This is a genomic window from Spirillospora sp. NPDC047279 (assembly GCF_040643285.1).
Taxonomy (GTDB): domain Bacteria; phylum Actinomycetota; class Actinomycetes; order Streptosporangiales; family Streptosporangiaceae; genus Spirillospora.
The window spans coordinates 104,827-120,459 of the sequence record NZ_JBEYUA010000011.1 but is presented as its reverse complement, the minus strand read 5'-3'; the positions used below and the strand labels follow the sequence as shown (position 1 = coordinate 120,459).

At 73.2% G+C, this 15,633-nt stretch carries 17 protein-coding genes; 10 read left to right on the top strand and 7 right to left on the bottom strand.

Translation table 11 applies throughout. The annotated features are described in order from the left end of the window. The first annotated feature begins 165 nt into the window (after positions 1 to 165). From ABZ810_RS27630 to ABZ810_RS27620, 3 genes are all read left to right on the top strand, one after another. Complete coding sequence (locus ABZ810_RS27630; RefSeq protein ID WP_358408084.1) at positions 166 to 1,011, top strand: helix-turn-helix transcriptional regulator; 846 nt, start codon at positions 166 to 168, stop codon at positions 1,009 to 1,011. After that, entirely contained in the window at positions 1,008 to 1,202 is a 195-nt protein-coding gene (locus ABZ810_RS27625) for a DUF397 domain-containing protein (protein ID WP_358408082.1), read from the top strand. The genes ABZ810_RS27630 and ABZ810_RS27625 overlap by 4 nt, the downstream gene beginning before the upstream one ends. A gap of 101 nt (positions 1,203 to 1,303) precedes the next feature. Continuing rightward, the gene (locus ABZ810_RS27620; RefSeq protein ID WP_358408079.1) at positions 1,304 to 2,323 is read left to right on the top strand and encodes an LLM class F420-dependent oxidoreductase; all 1,020 of its coding nucleotides are present in this window, start codon (positions 1,304 to 1,306) and stop codon (positions 2,321 to 2,323) included. Between the two features lie 3 nt (positions 2,324 to 2,326). On the opposite strand, the gene ABZ810_RS27615 is transcribed toward ABZ810_RS27620, so the two are convergent. Further along, positions 2,327 to 3,787: a benzaldehyde dehydrogenase gene (locus ABZ810_RS27615; protein WP_358408077.1), complete on the bottom strand. Its 1,461-nt coding sequence runs from the start codon at positions 3,785 to 3,787 to the stop codon at positions 2,327 to 2,329. Positions 3,788 to 4,039: 252 nt separating this feature from the next. Here ABZ810_RS27615 and ABZ810_RS27610 point away from each other — a divergent pair, with 252 nt between their 5' ends. Both ABZ810_RS27610 and ABZ810_RS27605 read left to right on the top strand, forming a co-directional pair. Next, complete coding sequence (locus ABZ810_RS27610) at positions 4,040 to 5,698, top strand: acetolactate synthase large subunit (RefSeq protein ID WP_358408076.1); 1,659 nt, start codon at positions 4,040 to 4,042, stop codon at positions 5,696 to 5,698. Between the two features lie 92 nt (positions 5,699 to 5,790). Next, positions 5,791 to 5,979 carry a hypothetical protein gene (locus ABZ810_RS27605; protein ID WP_358408073.1) on the top strand — a complete coding sequence of 63 codons (189 nt, stop codon included), beginning with the start codon at positions 5,791 to 5,793 and terminating at the stop codon, positions 5,977 to 5,979. A 28-nt stretch (positions 5,980 to 6,007) separates the two neighbouring features. On the opposite strand, the gene ABZ810_RS27600 is transcribed toward ABZ810_RS27605, so the two are convergent. Beyond that, positions 6,008 to 6,628 carry a TetR/AcrR family transcriptional regulator gene (locus tag ABZ810_RS27600; RefSeq protein WP_358408071.1) on the bottom strand — a complete coding sequence of 207 codons (621 nt, stop codon included), beginning with the start codon at positions 6,626 to 6,628 and terminating at the stop codon, positions 6,008 to 6,010. A gap of 97 nt (positions 6,629 to 6,725) precedes the next feature. Here ABZ810_RS27600 and ABZ810_RS27595 point away from each other — a divergent pair, with 97 nt between their 5' ends. The 4 genes from ABZ810_RS27595 to ABZ810_RS27580 all read left to right on the top strand — a co-directional run bounded on the left by ABZ810_RS27595 (position 6,726) and on the right by ABZ810_RS27580 (position 10,087). Next, positions 6,726 to 8,159 (top strand): DHA2 family efflux MFS transporter permease subunit, encoded by a 1,434-nt coding sequence (locus ABZ810_RS27595; RefSeq protein WP_358408068.1) that lies wholly within the window; start codon positions 6,726 to 6,728, stop codon positions 8,157 to 8,159. 26 nt (positions 8,160 to 8,185) lie between these two features. Further along, positions 8,186 to 8,968, top strand: coding sequence for an SDR family oxidoreductase (locus ABZ810_RS27590; protein WP_358408066.1), 783 nt, complete (start codon positions 8,186 to 8,188; stop codon positions 8,966 to 8,968). 76 nt (positions 8,969 to 9,044) lie between these two features. Further along, a complete protein-coding gene (locus tag ABZ810_RS27585; protein ID WP_358408063.1) occupies positions 9,045 to 9,611 on the top strand; it encodes a TIGR03086 family metal-binding protein in 567 nt (188 codons plus the stop codon). Beyond that, entirely contained in the window at positions 9,608 to 10,087 is a 480-nt protein-coding gene (locus ABZ810_RS27580) for a hypothetical protein (RefSeq protein WP_358408062.1), read from the top strand. The genes ABZ810_RS27585 and ABZ810_RS27580 overlap by 4 nt, the downstream gene beginning before the upstream one ends. Here the strand turns inward: ABZ810_RS27580 and ABZ810_RS27575 are convergent. Further along, complete coding sequence (locus tag ABZ810_RS27575; protein ID WP_358408060.1) at positions 10,071 to 10,862, bottom strand: methyltransferase domain-containing protein; 792 nt, start codon at positions 10,860 to 10,862, stop codon at positions 10,071 to 10,073. The genes ABZ810_RS27580 and ABZ810_RS27575 overlap by 17 nt on opposite strands. A 153-nt stretch (positions 10,863 to 11,015) precedes the next feature. Between ABZ810_RS27575 and ABZ810_RS27570 the strand changes: the two genes are divergently transcribed. Further along, complete coding sequence (locus ABZ810_RS27570; RefSeq protein ID WP_358408058.1) at positions 11,016 to 11,936, top strand: serine hydrolase; 921 nt, start codon at positions 11,016 to 11,018, stop codon at positions 11,934 to 11,936. A gap of 138 nt (positions 11,937 to 12,074) precedes the next feature. On the opposite strand, the gene ABZ810_RS27565 is transcribed toward ABZ810_RS27570, so the two are convergent. The 4 genes from ABZ810_RS27565 to ABZ810_RS27550 form a co-directional block, all read right to left on the bottom strand. Then, on the bottom strand, positions 12,075 to 12,398 hold the full coding sequence (locus ABZ810_RS27565) for a hypothetical protein (protein ID WP_358408056.1): 324 nt from the start codon (positions 12,396 to 12,398) through the stop codon (positions 12,075 to 12,077). A 227-nt stretch (positions 12,399 to 12,625) separates the two neighbouring features. Next, positions 12,626 to 14,605: an FtsX-like permease family protein gene (locus ABZ810_RS27560; protein WP_358408054.1), complete on the bottom strand. Its 1,980-nt coding sequence runs from the start codon at positions 14,603 to 14,605 to the stop codon at positions 12,626 to 12,628. After that, positions 14,605 to 15,288 (bottom strand): ABC transporter ATP-binding protein, encoded by a 684-nt coding sequence (locus ABZ810_RS27555; RefSeq protein ID WP_358408052.1) that lies wholly within the window; start codon positions 15,286 to 15,288, stop codon positions 14,605 to 14,607. The genes ABZ810_RS27560 and ABZ810_RS27555 overlap by 1 nt, the downstream gene beginning before the upstream one ends. Beyond that, entirely contained in the window at positions 15,285 to 15,530 is a 246-nt protein-coding gene (locus ABZ810_RS27550) for a hypothetical protein (protein WP_358408050.1), read from the bottom strand. The genes ABZ810_RS27555 and ABZ810_RS27550 overlap by 4 nt, the downstream gene beginning before the upstream one ends. Between the last annotated feature and the right edge of the window lie 103 nt (positions 15,531 to 15,633).

Genomic DNA, 15,633 nt, shown 5'->3' with positions numbered 1-15,633 from the left:
GTTTTGCGCGGTTACGTACTGCCCCGTCACTTTCAGTCCCCGAGTGGTCACATTTCAAAGCGTCGCGTGAGATTCTCATCGCCGCAACTCTCTTCCCAAGATTGCTCTTACCGGCTTGCTCAATCCCGTTGTACTGGACGGCCCGGATAGGGGACTCTCACCTCTATGACCTACCGGCCCACGGTGCGTGGCCGCCGGTTGGCTCGGGAGCTTCGCAGGATGCGGGACGGGCAGGGACTCACCCTGCAGGACGTGGCCGACCGGCTCGGCTGGTCACGGGCCACGGTCTCGCGCCTGGAGACGGGGCAGACCCGGCCACGGCATGGCGATGTAGCCGACATCCTCGACCTGTACGGCGTGCCCAGCCCGGAGCGGGACGCCTATATCAACCTCGCCCGCGAGGCGGGCCAGCGCGGCTGGTGGACCGCGTACGCCGACGTGTTCGCCGGCAGCTACGTGGCCTTGGAGGACGAGGCCTCACAGATCAGCACCTGGGATCCCCAGCTCGTGCACGGCCTGCTGCAGACCGAGGAGTACGCGCGGGCCGTCATCACCACCGGCCGCATGCTGCCCGGCCGGGCCCAGATCGAGCGGCGCATCGCCGCGCGCCTGACGCGGCAGGCCCTGCTGGACCGGGAGGACGCCCCGCGCCTGCACGTGGTGTTCGACGAGGCGGTGCTCTACCGGCCGATCGGCGGCAAGACGGTGATGAACGACCAGCTCCGGTCACTCGCCGAGGCCGTCCGGCGGCCGAGAGTCACGATCCAGGTGCTCCCCTACGACGTGGGCGAGCACGCCGGGCTGGACGGCCGATTCACGATCCTTTCGTACCCGGACCCCGCCGACCCCGATATCGCCTACGTGGAGGGGACCATGGGCGACGTTTATCTCGAAAGCGTGGAGGCAATAGCCCAACACAAGGCCAGGTTCGACAAGATCACGGCCCTGGCCCTCCCCCCGGAGGAGTCCGCACGCCTCCTCCTCGACGCAGCAAGGAGCGGCAGCACGTGAACAAGGTGCGAACCGAACTCGCCAAAGCCATCTGGCACAAGTCCTCCCACAGCGGAAGCGGCGACCAGTGCGTCGAGGTCGCCTCGCTCTCCGGCCACCGCCGCGCCGTCCGCGACTCCAAGGATCCGGGCGGGCCCGCACTGGTCCTCTCGGCCGCGGAGTGGGCGACGCTCGTCCGCGCGATCCGCTGAACCCGCCTCTGTAGATCACCCCTCCCTTCCGGCGATACTAGAACGTGTTCTAGTATCGCCGGTGCGCGTCGTCAGACGTCGTCGAGACCGGAGGTTGACCCGTGACCGCAGAACTCAAGCTCGGCATCAACGTCGGCTACTGGCAGCGCGACCCCGACGACCAGACCGAGACGGTCCTGGCCGCCGAACGCCTCGGCTACGACGTGGTCTTCACGGCCGAGGCCTACGGGTCCGACGCGTTCACCCCGCTCACCTGGTACGCCGCGCGCACCTCGCGCATCAAGCTCGGCACCGCCGTCGTCCAGATGTCGGCCCGCACCCCCGCCGCGACCGCGATGCACGCGCTCACCCTCGACGCGCTCTCGGGCGGCCGGGTGATCCTCGGGCTCGGCGCGTCCGGCCCGCAGGTGGTGGAGGGCTGGTACGGCGTGCCGTTCCCCAAGCCGCTCGCCCGCACCCGCGAGTACCTCGACATCGTCCGGCAGGTGTGGCGCCGCGAGGGCCCGGTGACCAGCGAGGGCCCGCACTACCCGCTGCCCTACCCGGGCGGCGCCGGGCTCGGCAAGCCGCTCAAGTCGATCGTGCACCCGGTGCGCCCGGAGATCCCGGTCTACCTGGGCGCGGAGGGACCGAAGAACATCGCGCTGGCGGCGTCCCACACCCAGGGCTGGCTGCCGCTCTTCGTCGACCCGGCCCAGATCGACACGCTCTTCGGCGAGTCGCTGGCCGGCCGTCCCGACGACTTCGAGATCGCCGCCACGGTGACCACGATCGTCACCGACGACCTCGACTCGGCGCTCGAGTTCGCCAAGATCCCGCTCGCGTTCTACATCGGCGGGATGGGCGCCCGCGACCACAACTTCCACCTCGACATGATCGGCCGCCTCGGCTACGCCGAGCAGGCCAAGCGTGTCCAGGAGCTCTTCCTGGAGGGCCGGCGCGACGAGGCGATCAAGGCCGTGCCGGCCGAGCTGGCCGACTCGATCTCGCTGCTCGGCCCGATCGGCCGGATCAAGGAGCGCCTCCGCTTGTGGCGCGAGAGCCCTGTCACCACGCTGCTGATCGCCGGCGTCCGGGACGAGGCCACGCTGCGCGAGCTGCGCGACCTCGTCCGCGACTGAGCCCTAGAACGGGTACGGCGCGATCTCGCCGCGGACGGTGACCCACTGGGTCTCGGTGAAGGCCTCGATGTTGGCGTCGGGGCCGCCGAACCGGGAGCCGTTGCCGGACGCGGCGAGGCCGCCGAACGGGACGACCGGCTCGTCGTTCACGGTCTGGTCGTTGATGTGCACGAGCCCGGTCGGCACCACGTCGGCGACGCGCATCGCGGCGCCGACGTCGCCGAGGATGCCCAGCGACAACCCGTACTCGCTGTCGGCGGCCAGCGCGATCGCGTCGTCGACCGTGGCGAACGGCACGACCGGCGCGACCGGGCCGAACACCTCCTGCGCGTACGCGGGCATGTCGGGGGTGACGTCCGCCAGCACGGTCGGGCGGTAGAAGAGGCCCTCGTGCGTCCCGCCCGCCGCGAGCCGCGCGCCCGCCGCGACGGTGCCCTTCACCAGGCCGTCGACGTGCTCCAGCTGCCGCCGGTCGATGATCGGGCCGAGCGCGACCTGGCCGGCGGCCGGGTCGCCGACCGGCAGCTTGTCGGCCTTGTCGGCCAGCGCCGCGACGTACTCGTCGTGCAGGCTCTCGTGCACCAGCTGGCGGCCGGTGGTCATGCAGATCTGGCCCTGGTGCAGGAACGAGCCCCACGCGCCCGCCGACACGGCCTTGCCGACGTCGGCGCCGGGCAGCACGATGAGCGCGTTGTTGCCGCCCAGCTCGAGGTGGGCGCGCTTGAGCAGGCGCCCGCACACCTCACCGATCTTGCGTCCGGCGGCGGTGGACCCGGTGAACGAGACGACGCGCACCTCGGGCGCGGCGATGACGGCCTCGCCGACGTCGGCGCCGCCGGGCAGCAGGTGCAGCAGCCCCTCGGGCAGGCCGGCCTCCTCGAAGACGCGGGCCAGGACGACGCCGCCGCAGACCGCGGTGCGGGGGTCGGGCTTCAGCAGCACCGCGTTGCCCAGCGCGAGCGCGGGCGCCACCGAGCGCATCGACAGGATCAGCGGGAAGTTGAACGGGGCGATCACGCTGACCACGCCGGCCGGGCGGCGCCGGGCCAGGCTCCAGCGCGGCTGCGCGGACGGCAGCACCAGGCCCTGCGGGTGCGAGGCGAGCGCGGCGGCCTCGTAGCAGAGGTTCTCGGCGAAGTGCGTCTCCAGCTGCGCCTTGGGCGGGATCGAGCCGGCCTCGCGGACGATCCAGCCCTGGATCTCCGCGGCGTGCTCCTCGAACAGCCGGCCGGCCTTGCGCAGGATCGCGGCGCGTTCCTCGTAGGTCCGCGCGGCCCAGTCGCGCTGCGCCGCGGCGGCCCGGGCCGCGGCGGCGGTCACGTCCTCGGCGGTGGCGGTGCCGAGACGGCCGAGGGTCGCTCCGGTGGCGGGCTCGACAACGTCGAACGCACCGCCCGCGGCGGGGTCCGACCAGCCTCCGTCGAAGATCTTCCCGGTCCACGTGCCGGCGTCCAGCAGCGTCATCGCTCCTCCTCAGGACATCCGGGGCCCTGCGGGGTGTGCGGGCCCCCTCCCGATCCTGCCCGCGATCGGCCCCCATCTGAACTGCATCTTTCCACTGAGCGGAAACCCGGTCGGGCGGCCCCGTCTCCCGGGCCCCGGACGGCCCCGCCCTCCGTGCCCGACGCCACAGCGCGTGATGGAATGTGCGGGGTCGCCCGCGCGCTACACGGGATGTCCAATGATCGAGACAGCTCCATCGGAGAGGGACACCCGATGTCCAGCCCGCAGGTCGGCGCAGCCCGGTTGCTCGTTCGAGCCCTCGAAGCCGAGGGGGTCGAGTACGTCTTCGGCATCCCGGGCGAGGAGAACATCCACTTCGTCGACGCGATCAACGACTCCTCCATCCGCTACATCCTCGTCCGCCACGAGCAGGGCGCGGCGTTCATGGCCGAGATCTACGGCCGGCTCACCGGCAAGGCGGGCGTGGCGTCCGCCACCCTCGGCCCCGGCGCGATCAACCTCCAGCTCGGCGTCGCGGACGCGACCACCAACAGCACCCCGGTCGTCGCCATCTCCGCCCAGGTCGGGCTGGACCGCATCTACAAGGAGTCGCACCAGATCGTCGACCTGGTGTCGCTCTTCCGGCCCATCACCAAGTGGTCGGAGCTGGCCCCCACCGCCGAGGCCCTGCCGGAGATGATCCGCAAGGCGTTCAAGACCGCGCAGACCGAACGTCCCGGCGCCGTCTACCTGGCGATCCCCGAGGACGTCGAGGCGGCCACCGTGCCCGCCGATCTGCGCCCGCTCCCGCTGAACGTCGTCCGCCCGCAGGAACCTTCGTCCTCCCAGATCGCCCGCGCCGCCGACGTCATCGCGCTGGCCGAGCGGCCGATCGTGCTGGCCGGGCACGGCGCCACCCGCGCCCGCGCGAGCCAGGCCCTGATCCACTTCTCCGAGCAGCTCGGCCTGCCGGTCGCGACCACGTTCAACGGCAAGGGCGTCTTCCCCGACGACCACCGCAACGCGCTCGGCGCGGTCGGCTTCATGCGGAACGACTACGTCAACTTCGGCTTCGCTGAAGCGGACGTCGTCATCGCGGTCGGGTACGAGCTCCAGGAGTTCGACCCGGTCAAGATCAACCCCAAGGTGGACAAGAAGATCATCCACATCCACCAGTTCCCGGCCGAGGTGGACGACCACTACCCGGTCGAGGTCGGCATCCAGGGCGACGTCTCCCGCTCGCTGCGCGCCCTCGCCGACTCGGTGCACCGCCGCTTCGACCTCAACGGCACCGGCCGCAGGATCCGCGACCTGATGGCCGCAGAGCTGCGCGAGGGCCGTTCCGACGACGGCTTCCCGCTGTCGCCGCGCCGCATCGTGGCCGACACCCGCGCGGCGATGGGACGCGAGGACATCGTGCTCGCCGACACCGGCGCGGTGAAGATGTGGATGGCCCGCATGTACCCGACGTACGAGCCCAACACCCTGCTGGTGTCCAACGGCCTGTCGTCGATGGGCTTCGCCGTCCCCGGCGCGATCGCCGCCAGGCTGGCGCACCCGGACCGCCGCGTCCTGGCGGCCACCGGCGACGGCGCGTTCCTGATGAACTCCCAGGAGCTGGAGACCGCCGTCCGCGAGAACATCCCGATCACCGTCCTCATCTGGGAGGACGAGGCGTACGGGCTGATCGAGTGGAAGATGGACCTGGAGATGGGCCGCAACTCCCACATCAAGTTCGGCAACCCCGACTTCGTGAAGTACGCGGAGAGCTTCGGCGCCAAGGGCTACCGGGTCACCGCGGCCGGCGAGCTGCTCCCCACGTTGCGGAAGGCCCTGGCCGACGACGGCGTCTCGGTCGTCACCGTCCCGGTCGACTACTCGCACAACCTGGAGCTCACCAGGAAGCTGGGCGACCTCACCGACGCGCTCTGACCGGCGCGCACCGACCGATGCGCACCGGCCCGCCGGTGATTTCTGACCCGCTGTTTACAGAAGGGAAACGCCGCGTCCGCCACTCTTGTGGAGTGACCCGTGACGACGCCCCCGGCTCGGTGGTCGGCCGCGCCCTGCGCTGGCTGACCACGACGCCGGACCAGGACCACGACGACTGGCTGGACCCCGAGGACACCGACGACCCGGACTCGCCGGCCGCGTTGCGTTCCAGGATCAAGGCCCTGGAAGCCGAGCTCGCCGAGGTCCGCGAGGCGCCCTGACCCGCGCCCGCCCGCCGCTCCACGGCCCCTACTCCGCGCCGAACGCCTGGAGGAAGGTGTCGACGGCGGCGCGGGCCACGTCGTACAGCTCGTCCTCGGGGATGTCGCGCGTGCCGTACCGGCCGCGCCGGTCGAGCGAGCCGGTGAGCAGGCCGGAGAGGTGCTCGGCGGCCAGCAGCGGGTCGGTGGCGCGCAGGCGTCCGGCCAGCGCGAGCCGGGCGAGCCGGTCGGCCAGCGACTCCATGACGCGGTCGGCCACCCGGCCCTGGACGATGTCGAGCAGGTCGGGGAACTGGCCGACCTCAGCCGCGAGCATGCGCCGGAGCGCCCAGGACTTCGCGTCGCAGTAACAGCGGATCAGGTCGTACCCGACCTCTTCCAGGATCGTGCGCAGGTCTCCCGGGCCGGCCAGGCGCTCCACCGCGGCCATGTTGCGGGCCAGCGCGTCGGCGGCGACCGCCTCGAACGCCGCGCGCAGCAACGTCTCCTTGTCGCCGAAGTGGTTGTAGACGGTGGCCTTGGCGACGCCCGCCTCCGCCGCGATCACGTCCACCCCGGCCTGCGCGTACCCCTCGCGGGCGAAGACGGTGTACGCGGCGTCCAGGATCGCCGCCCGCTTGTCGATCCGCCCTCGCGCCGTGGTGCCCATGAGCCGCAGCTTACGGCCTCAACCACGTGATTGGACTCACTGGTTCAGTTTTCTGGGATGACTTGTTCAATACTTGTGAGTCTCTTACGTTGGACTCATGAGTCTAGTTTCGCGTGCCGACGCCCGGCTGCCACTCCTGATCGCCGTCGTCCTGATGGGCGGGATGATGGGCATCCTGGACGGCACGATGGTCGCCGTCGCGGTGGACACCCTCACGACCGAGCTCGGCAGTCCGCTGAGCACGATCGGCTGGGTCGCCACCGCCTACCTGCTGACACTGATCGTCACGATCCCGGTCACCGGCTGGGCGGTGGGCCGGTTCGGGGCCAGGCGGCCGTGGCTGCTCGGCCTGGTCCTCTTCCTGGCCGGCTCGCTGGCCTCCGGGCTCGCCTGGAACGCCGGCACCCTGATCACGTTCCGCGTGGTGCAGGGCCTGGGCGCCGGGATCCTCGACCCGCTCGTGCTCGTCCTGCTGGCCCGCGCCGCCGGGCCCTCCCAGGCGGGCCAGGTGATGGGCCTGATGACAGGCGTGCTGTCTCTCGGGCCGGTCCTGGGCCCCGTCATCGGCGGGGTCGTCCTGGACGGGCTCGGCTGGCGGTGGATGTTCCTGGTCAACCTGCCGATCGGCGTGCTCGCGCTGGCGCTGGCCGTCCGCGTGCTCCCCGACGACCGCCCGGTGACCGCGGACCGCACCCGGCTCGACGTCATCGGGCTCGCGTTGCTCGCCCCCGGTCTCGCGGCGCTCTGCCTGGCGTTGTCGCAGACCGCGGAGACCGCCCGGATCACCGCCTGGCAGGCACTGACCCCGCTGGCCGCCGGGCTCGTCCTGCCGGCGGTCTACGGGGCGCACGCGCTGCGGTCCCGCCGTTCCGCTCCCCCGCTGATCGACCTCAGGCTCTTCGCCGGACGCGGGTTCTCCGCGGGCGTCGCCGCCATGACGCTCACCGGCGTCGCGCTGTTCGCGACGCTCTTCGTCCTGCCGCTGTACTTCCAGCAGGTGCACGGCCGGAGCGCGCTCGCGGCCGGGCTCCTGGTCGCGCCGGCGGGCCTGGGCGCCGCCCTCGCCTCGCCGTTCGCGGGCCGCCACAGCGACCGGTTCGGCGGCCGGACCATGGTCCGTGCCGGGGCCCTCCTGTCGGGGCTCGGCATGCTCGCGCTCACCCGGCTCGGCACCGGCACGCCGCTGATCTGGGCGGCGGCCGCCGGGCTGGTGATCGGCCTCGGCCTCGGCTGCGTCGGGGCCCCGGCGATGGGGTCGCTCTACCGGACGCTGCCCGCCCGCCTCGTCCCCCAGGGCAGCTCGGTGCTCTACATGCTCAACCAGCTCGGCGCCTCGTTCGGGATCGCCGCCGTCGCCCTCGTCATGGAGACCGCCGGCGACCTGCTCGGCGGCTTCCACACGGTGGCCTACCTCGGCACCGCCGCGATCGCCCTGATGTTCCTGGCCGCCGGGTTCCTCCCCGGCCGCGCCGGCCCCGCCCCCGACGGCACCCCCTCCGACGCCCCGCTCCCCGAAGAGGCCACCACCTGACGGGAGCGCTCACTAGCGTGGGCCTGATGGGGAGATTCGAGGGACGCGTCGCGGTCGTGACCGGGGTGAGCCGGCGGGCGGGGATCGGGTTCGCGATCGCGCAGGAACTGCTCGCCGACGGCGCGCGGGTGCTCGTCCAGTCGTGGACGCCGCACGACGCCGAGATGGACTGGGGCGAGGACCCGGCCGGGATCGACGGGGTGATCGAGGCGCTCGGCGGGATCGGGCCGCGGCTGCGGCACGTGGCCGCCGACTTCTCCCGCCCGGAGGCGCCCGGCGAGGTGGTCGCCGCCGCGGTCGAGGCGTACGGCGCGGTGGACGTCCTGATCGCCAACCACGCGCGCAGCTCGCTTCAGGACCTCGCCTCGGTCACCGCCGAGGAGCTCGACCTGACCTGGGCCGTGAACGCCCGGGCGAGCGTCCTGCTCGCCCAGGCGTACGCGGCGGCGCACACCGGGCGGCCCGACGGCCGGATCGTCCTGTTCACGTCCGGCCAGCATCTGGCGCCGATGAGCCGGGAGCTGCCGTACGCGATCAGCAAGGGCGCGATCCACCAGATGACGCTCAGCCTCGCGGACGCCCTGGCCGACCGGGGCATCACGGTGAACGCGGTCAACCCCGGCCCGGTCGACACCGGCTGGGCCGACGAGGAGCTCACGGCGCGGGTCGGCCGGGCGCTGCCGCTCGGCCGCTGGGGCAGCCCGGAGGACGTGGCGCGGCTGGTGGGCTGGCTGGCCTCCGCGGAGAGCGGCTGGATCACCGGCCAGGTCATCAACTCCGAGGGCGGTTTCCGGAGATGGGTGATGTGAGCGATGAGTTCCGGCGGCCCGCCGGGTCTCCATTCGCGGAGGATCCTGGCAACACCGACCGAACGAGGAGCCGTCCATGAACCCGGACCTGGGGCCCGCGACCCGGTACGTCGCCGAGCTGATCGCCCGCGTGCACGATGACCGGCTCACCGGGCCGACGCCGTGTCCCGCGTACACGCTCGGCGATCTGCTCGATCACGTCAACGGCCTGTCGTACGCGTTCACCCTGGCCGCCGCCAAGTCCCCGGTGCCGGGCGGCTCGCAGGGCCCGTCCGGCGACGCGTCCCGGCTGCCGGACGGCTGGCGGGAGAGCATCCCCGAGCGCCTCGCCGGGCTGGCCGACGCGTGGCGCAAGGACGACGCGTGGGACGGCATGACCGAGGCGGGCGGCATCCAGCTGCCCGGCCAGGTCGCCGGCCTGGTCGCGCTGAACGAGGTCGTCGTGCACGGCTGGGACGTCGCGCGTTCCTCCGGGCAGCCCTACGAGCCGCCGGCCGAGGCGGTCGAGGCGTGCATCGGGTTCCTCGGCCGGTCGCCGGGCGAGGGCCCGTTCGGCACGCCCGTTCCCGTTCCGGACGACGCGCCGCCGCTCGACCGTCTCGTCGGCCTGGCCGGCCGGGATCCCGGCTGGCGCACACCTTGATCTACGAGTACGTGGGCCCCGCGGACGTGGCGGCCCGGACTGGGCCCGCCGGTCGCCGGATCGCCTCGCCCGGCGACTTCGCGGCATGGGCGGCGGAGTCGGACCTCTCCGAGCCGTTCACCTACGTCGTGGCGCTGGACGGCACCCTGCGGCTGGCGCCGCGGCGCAGCGAGCACGTCGCCTGCGCCGCGGGCGCCCCCGTGCTGGCCGCCGGCGAGATCACCTTCGCCGGCGGCGCGGTGACCGAGGTCAGCAACCAGTCGACCGGATACTGCCCCGACCTCACCTCCTGGCCGGACGTCGCGGCGGCCCTCGACCGGGCGGGCCTGGCCCGCCCCGGCGGGTTCACGTACCCGATCGTCTTCCGCCGCTGCCCGTCGTGCGGCGAGATCACCATCGTCAAGGACGGGCACTACGCCTGCCCGTTCTGCGACGCCGGGCTGCCGGCCGAGTGGAACGTCACGCGCGGCAGATGATCTCGCCGTGCGGGACGGCGAACCAGCCGTCGTCCGCGGCGGCCCACGCCTTCCACCCGGCGTACATCCGCTGAAGGTCCTCCCGGGTGGCGTGCCCGCCCGCGACCGCGTGGTCGGCGACCGCCGAGCCGAGCAGGCGCCCGCCCCACGACTCGCTCCACCACTCGCGCTCCTCCGGCGTGGAGTAGCACCAGACCGACGCGGACGCGGTGACGTCGGTGAAGCCCGCCTCCCGCGCCCACGACATCAGCCTGCGGCCCGCGTCGGGCTCGCCGCCGTTGCCCCGCGCGGTCTTGTAGTAGACCGGCATCCACTCGTCCATCCCGGGCGGGCTCGGATGCCAGACGAAGCCGCCGAAGTCGGCGTCGCGCGCCGCCACGACGCCGCCGGGCCGGCACACCCGCCGCATCTCGCGCAGCGCGCCCACCGGGTCGGCCACGTGCTGCAGCACCTGGTGCGCGTGGACGACGTCGAACGAGCCGTCGGCGAAGCTCAGCGCGTGCACGTCCTCCACGCCGAACGTCACGTTGCCCAGGCCGCGCCGGGCCGCCTCGGCGGCGGCCTGCTCCAGCACCTCGGCGGACGCGTCGACGGCCGTCACCCGGCCGACCCGCTCGGCCATGTCGGCGGTGATGGTGCCCGGCCCGCAGCCGATGTCCAGCACCGACGCCCCGTTCCGGAGGTGCTCGATCAGGTAGGCGGCCGAGTTGGCGACCGTGCGCCACGTGTGGGAGCTCAGCACCGTCTTGTGGAAGCCGTGCGTGTAGGCGGACATCGAAGACACCTCATTCCTCGTCGTGCCGATGTCCTGCCACTCTAGACATGCTTCTCATAGTTTGAGAACTGCATCTCATTATATGAGAAAGGAAACAGGACTCTCAGGTTGCCCTCAAGGCCCGTCCAGGTTGACCGATCACGCTCGGACGGCATGAGATTCCGGCATGCCGCCCTCCGTACCGGCGTCGCCGCCACGGCCGCCGCGGCCCTGGCGGTGGCCTTGACCGTGAACAACGGGCCCGACCCGGCCCCGATGGCCGCCGCCCCGCCCGCGCCCGTCGCCGCGACACCGCCCGCCACGCCCTCGCCGGCACCGTCGTCCGCGCCGGCCCTGTCCGCGCGGGAACGCTCGGCCCTGACCCGCGCGCTCACGAACTACCTGGACGACCGGGACGGCCGGTTGTCGGTGGCGATCAAGGACCTGGCCACCGGCGTCTCCTACTCCTACGCGAAGGGGGTCCGGACAGCGACGGCCAGCGTCGTGAAGGTCGACATCCTGGTGGCGCTGCTCCTCCAGGCCCAGCGCGACGACCGCGCGCTGACCGCGTCCGAACGTTCGCTGGCGGCCCGGATGATCCGGCAGAGCGACAACGCCGCCGCCACGGCCCTGTGGAACACGATCGGCGGCGGCCCCGCCCTGGACAGGGCCAACCGCAGGCTCGGCCTCAGGCAGACCACCGCCGGACCGGGCGCGGCCTGGGGCTCGACGACGACCGGCGCCGCCGACCAGGTCCGCCTCCTGACCGCGCTGACCTCGAAGAAGAGCCCGCTCACCGCCGCCCATCGCGCGTACGTGCTGCGCCTGATGGGAGGCGTCGTGGACGAGCAGGCCTGGGGCGTGAGCGCCGCGGCCGGCGACGGCGACACCGTCGCCCTCAAGAACGGCTGGCTGCCGCGCCGGGTCGACGGCGGCGCCTGGACGGTCACCAGCATGGGCCGGATCACCGGTGACGCGCACGACTACCTGATCGCCGTCGTCTCCGCCGGGCACCCGTCCCTCTCCGCCGGGGTGACGACGGTCGAGCACGCCGCCGCGCTCACCGCCAAGGCCGTGACCCGCGCCCTGGCCTGATCCGCACAGCCTGATCCGCACAGCCTGATCCGCACAGCCTGATCCGCACCGGTCTGATCACGGGGGATCAGGACCCGAAGACGGCACCGCCCCCGCCGGCAGGTGGTGCCGGCGGGGGCGGTGGACGGACGGATCGGGTCAGGCGGCCAGGCCCACGGGCTGAACGGCGGGCTGGGCCACCGGCTGTGCGACCGGCTGTGCGACCGGCTGTGCGACCGGCTGAACGACGGCCGCGGCGACCGGCTGGACGGCCGGCTGCAGGACCGGCTCGGCGACCGGCCGCGGACGGTGGACCGGCAGGGACTCGATGGTCGCCAGCGGGGGCGGCGACGGATGGACCTCGGCGTAGGTGTTGAGCGCGAGAGCAGACGGAGTGTGGGTCAGCCACGGCTCGATCACCGTCCGCTCAGCGGGACCGTCGAGCCTCGGGCGGGAAAGGTGAGGGAACGTCGTCTCGTTCACGGTGTCTGCCCCTTCCTGCTACGCCGGCGTCGCGCCGGTCGTGATACCCGGAGGTACGCATCGAACAAGCTCCCCGGTTCGATGTGTATTCCCCGGTGTCTCCCCTGTCACACGATCACGTTACGCCTGGCCTCTGACATTTTTCGAATGGGTTTTCGCGGATGGATCACGGTCCGTGATCGACTTTCGCTCGGCCCGGGGCACCGGCCGGTGCCCCGGCCAGGACGTCAGTCGGGACGCGGCGCCGGGTCGGCGGTGACCGAGCGGAGGAGCGGGCGGCTGAGGGCGCTCGCCCCGATGATCCCGGCGAACCCGAGGGTCGTGAACGCCAGCAGCGTCAGGGCGCCCGCGAAGCCGAAGCCCACCGCGAACGGGGACGCGAAGAACAACCCCGTCAGCAACGACCCGCCGCCCATGATCGCGAGCGGGATGAGGGTCTCCTGGCGCCGCGCCCGGTCGAGCACCTCCAGCGGGGTGCCCGCCAGCCGGAGCATCGCGTACGTCCGCCGCCGGTCGAGCACGGCGGAGGCGCCGGTGATGCCCGCGCTGGTGATGGCGATGAGGAACGACACGATGAGGACGGTCAGCGCGCCGGTGCGCAGGTCGGCCAGCAGGTAGAGCTCCGCGCCCGCGCCGGCGGGCGGGGCCGCGGTGGTGCCGGGCACCAGGTCGTGCAGGGCGGTGCGCGCCCGGTCGACCGCCGCCTCGCCGCCAGGGACGGTGATCGTCACGGTGGTGGACGTTCCGTCGAACGTGTCCTCGCCCACCCGCACCGTGGCGGGCGTGCCGTTCAGCCGCCGCCCGGCCTGTTCGGCCACCGCCGCAGCCCGCGTCTCGGGGACGACCAGCTCCATCCGGTCCCTGGCGTCGGCGCCGGGCATCGCGCCGGGGTTCATGAGGCAGAGGAATCCCGCGACGAAACCGGTGAGCGCCACCCCGGCGACCGTCCGCCAGGCGGCGCGCGGGTCGTCGATCAGGCGGCGGCCCGCCAGCATCCGGGCCGGGCCGCGGGCGGTGGCCGCCGTGACGCGCCCGATGATCGCGACCACCCACGGGCCGACCAGGTTGATGGACAGGAACGCCAGCGACAGCAGGATCACCAGGATGACGGCGCCGGTCCGGCCCATGGCGGTGAGGCCGCCGCCGGCCATCGCGAACGCGATGAGGATGGCGCCGAACACGACCAGCCGGATCGCCTTCATGCCCGGCGGGGTCTGCCTCTTGGCGACGCCGAGGGGGCTCACCACGACGCGGCGCAGGCCGACGACCGCGCTGACGCCGACGAGCAGCGGCACCGCGAGGAGCACCGCCCCCACCAGGGCGAACCCGGGCCACAGGTCGCCGGCGAACCACGTCCCGCCGCCGATGGTGATCCGCGTGAGCGCGGGGAGGGCGGCGGCGTACAGCAGGAGCCCCACGACGGCGCCCGCGGCGGCGGTCAGCACCGCCTCGGCCGCGGTGATCGCCACCACCTGCCCGGGCGTGGCCCCGACCAGGCGCAGCGCGGCGAGGCGCTGGTCCCGGCGGGCCACCGTCAGGCGGGCCGCGGCGCCGCCGAACACCAGCAGCGGAACGGCCATCAGCACCGAGGCGATGACGGCGAGCACCTGGTAGATCTGCGGGACCGTCGACACCGCGCCGGTGGCGTAGTGGTCGATCGGGGTGGGCGACGCGGCCGTCTCGGCGCCCCTGGCGTCGCCGCGCTCGCCCTTCATGACGGGGTCGGCGGCGGTGCGCCCGGCGACCGCGACCAGCTCTCCGGGGTGGACGAGGGCGTCGTCGCCGAGCACGCCGGCCGGCGGGCCGGCCGGGAACCGCCCGGCCAGCTGGTCGGCGGGCAGCCGCTTGATCAGGTCCGCGAGCGCGGGCGAGACCCAGAGCTCGCCGGGCCGGGGGAAGGCCTTCATTCCGGGCGGCACGGGTGCCCGGCCGCCACCGGTGGCGGCCAGGTCGACGATCGTGAGGGGCTCGCCCCGGACGTAGTCGGTGCTCAGCGCCTGGACGGCGGTCGCCGTACCGGCGGCGGTGGCGGGGTGCCGCCAGGCGTCGGCGTCGGCCCGCTGGGCGAAGGCGTGGTTGGCGGCCACCGCGAAGAGCAGGAGCCCGGTGGAGACCGCGACGGCGGCGAGGGTGAGCAGCGAGCCGAGCAGGCCCCGGCGGCCGCCGCCGCGCAGCAGCCGCCAGGAGAGGTCGAGGGCCGTCCGCATCACAGGGCCCCGCCGGCGGGGACGAGCAGCCGGCCGTCGCGGACCTCGACCGTGCGGTCGCACCAGCGCGCGACGTTCGGGTCGTGGGTGACGACGACCAGGGAGGCGTCGTTGTGCCGGGTGGCGTCCACCAGCAGCCGCATCGTCTCGTGGCCGGTGTTCTGGTCGAGGGAGCCGGTGGGCTCGTCGGCGAACACCACGGCGGGCCGGGTGACCAGGGCGCGGGCGATCGCGACGCGCTGGGCCTGGCCACCGGACAGCTCGCCCGGCCGCCGGCCCTCCATCCCGGCCAGCCCGAGCGGCCCGAACCAGCCGCGGGCCGCCCGTACGGCCTCGCCGCGCGCCACGCCGCCGAGCATGAGCGGCAGCGCCACGTTCTCGTCGGCGGGCAGTTCCGGCAGCAGCTGGCCGAACTGGAACACGAAGCCGAAGCGGGTGCGCCGCAGCTCGCTGCGACGGCGCTCGCCGAGCGCGTCGACGCGCTGCCCGAGCAGGCGCACCTCGCCCCCGTCCGGCTTCATGATCCCGGCCAGGCAGTGCAGCAGGGTGGACTTGCCGGAGCCGGACGGGCCCATGATCGCCACGGCCTCGGCGCGGGCGACCGCGAGGTCCACCCCCGCGAGGGCGACGGTCGGGCCGAACCTCTTGACCAGGCCGTGCCCGGACAGGACGATCTCGTTCACGCGGCGGCCTTCCGGTGGTCGGAGGACGTACGGAGCTGGAGGACGTCGGCGCCGGACCCCCCGGATCCGTCTGAGCCGTCTGAGCCGTCTGAGCCGCTGGGCGGCCCGTCGGGGCCTCGTGGCTCCTTCCGCTCCCGCAGGGACTCGCCGACCTCCTTGACCGGCATGATCAGGCCCGCGTAGACCACGAAGACGGCGAAGAGGACGGCGACCGGCACGTAGATCAGGTACATGGCGTTCATGTCTCCAGCGTCCGCGCCCGGACCGGCCGGCCACATCGGACGGACGGCTCGTGCTGACACGCCGGGATCGGCCGAATGGTCGATACGAGGGTCACGCCGGAGT

Excerpts from the sequence above, each read along its gene's own strand:
- ABZ810_RS27630 (WP_358408084.1), top strand. The coding sequence starts at position 166 with ATGACCTACCGGCCCACGGTGCGTGGCCGCCGGTTGGCTCGGGAGCTT.
- ABZ810_RS27615 (WP_358408077.1), bottom strand. The coding sequence starts at position 3,787 with ATGACGCTGCTGGACGCCGGCACGTGGACCGGGAAGATCTTCGACGGA.
- ABZ810_RS27610 (WP_358408076.1), top strand. The coding sequence starts at position 4,040 with ATGTCCAGCCCGCAGGTCGGCGCAGCCCGGTTGCTCGTTCGAGCCCTC.
- ABZ810_RS27600 (WP_358408071.1), bottom strand. The coding sequence starts at position 6,628 with ATGGGCACCACGGCGCGAGGGCGGATCGACAAGCGGGCGGCGATCCTG.
- ABZ810_RS27595 (WP_358408068.1), top strand. The coding sequence starts at position 6,726 with ATGAGTCTAGTTTCGCGTGCCGACGCCCGGCTGCCACTCCTGATCGCC.
- ABZ810_RS27590 (WP_358408066.1), top strand. The coding sequence starts at position 8,186 with ATGGGGAGATTCGAGGGACGCGTCGCGGTCGTGACCGGGGTGAGCCGG.
- ABZ810_RS27585 (WP_358408063.1), top strand. The coding sequence starts at position 9,045 with ATGAACCCGGACCTGGGGCCCGCGACCCGGTACGTCGCCGAGCTGATC.
- ABZ810_RS27575 (WP_358408060.1), bottom strand. The coding sequence starts at position 10,862 with ATGTCCGCCTACACGCACGGCTTCCACAAGACGGTGCTGAGCTCCCAC.
- ABZ810_RS27570 (WP_358408058.1), top strand. The coding sequence starts at position 11,016 with ATGAGATTCCGGCATGCCGCCCTCCGTACCGGCGTCGCCGCCACGGCC.
- ABZ810_RS27560 (WP_358408054.1), bottom strand. The coding sequence starts at position 14,605 with ATGCGGACGGCCCTCGACCTCTCCTGGCGGCTGCTGCGCGGCGGCGGC.
- ABZ810_RS27550 (WP_358408050.1), bottom strand. The coding sequence starts at position 15,530 with ATGAACGCCATGTACCTGATCTACGTGCCGGTCGCCGTCCTCTTCGCC.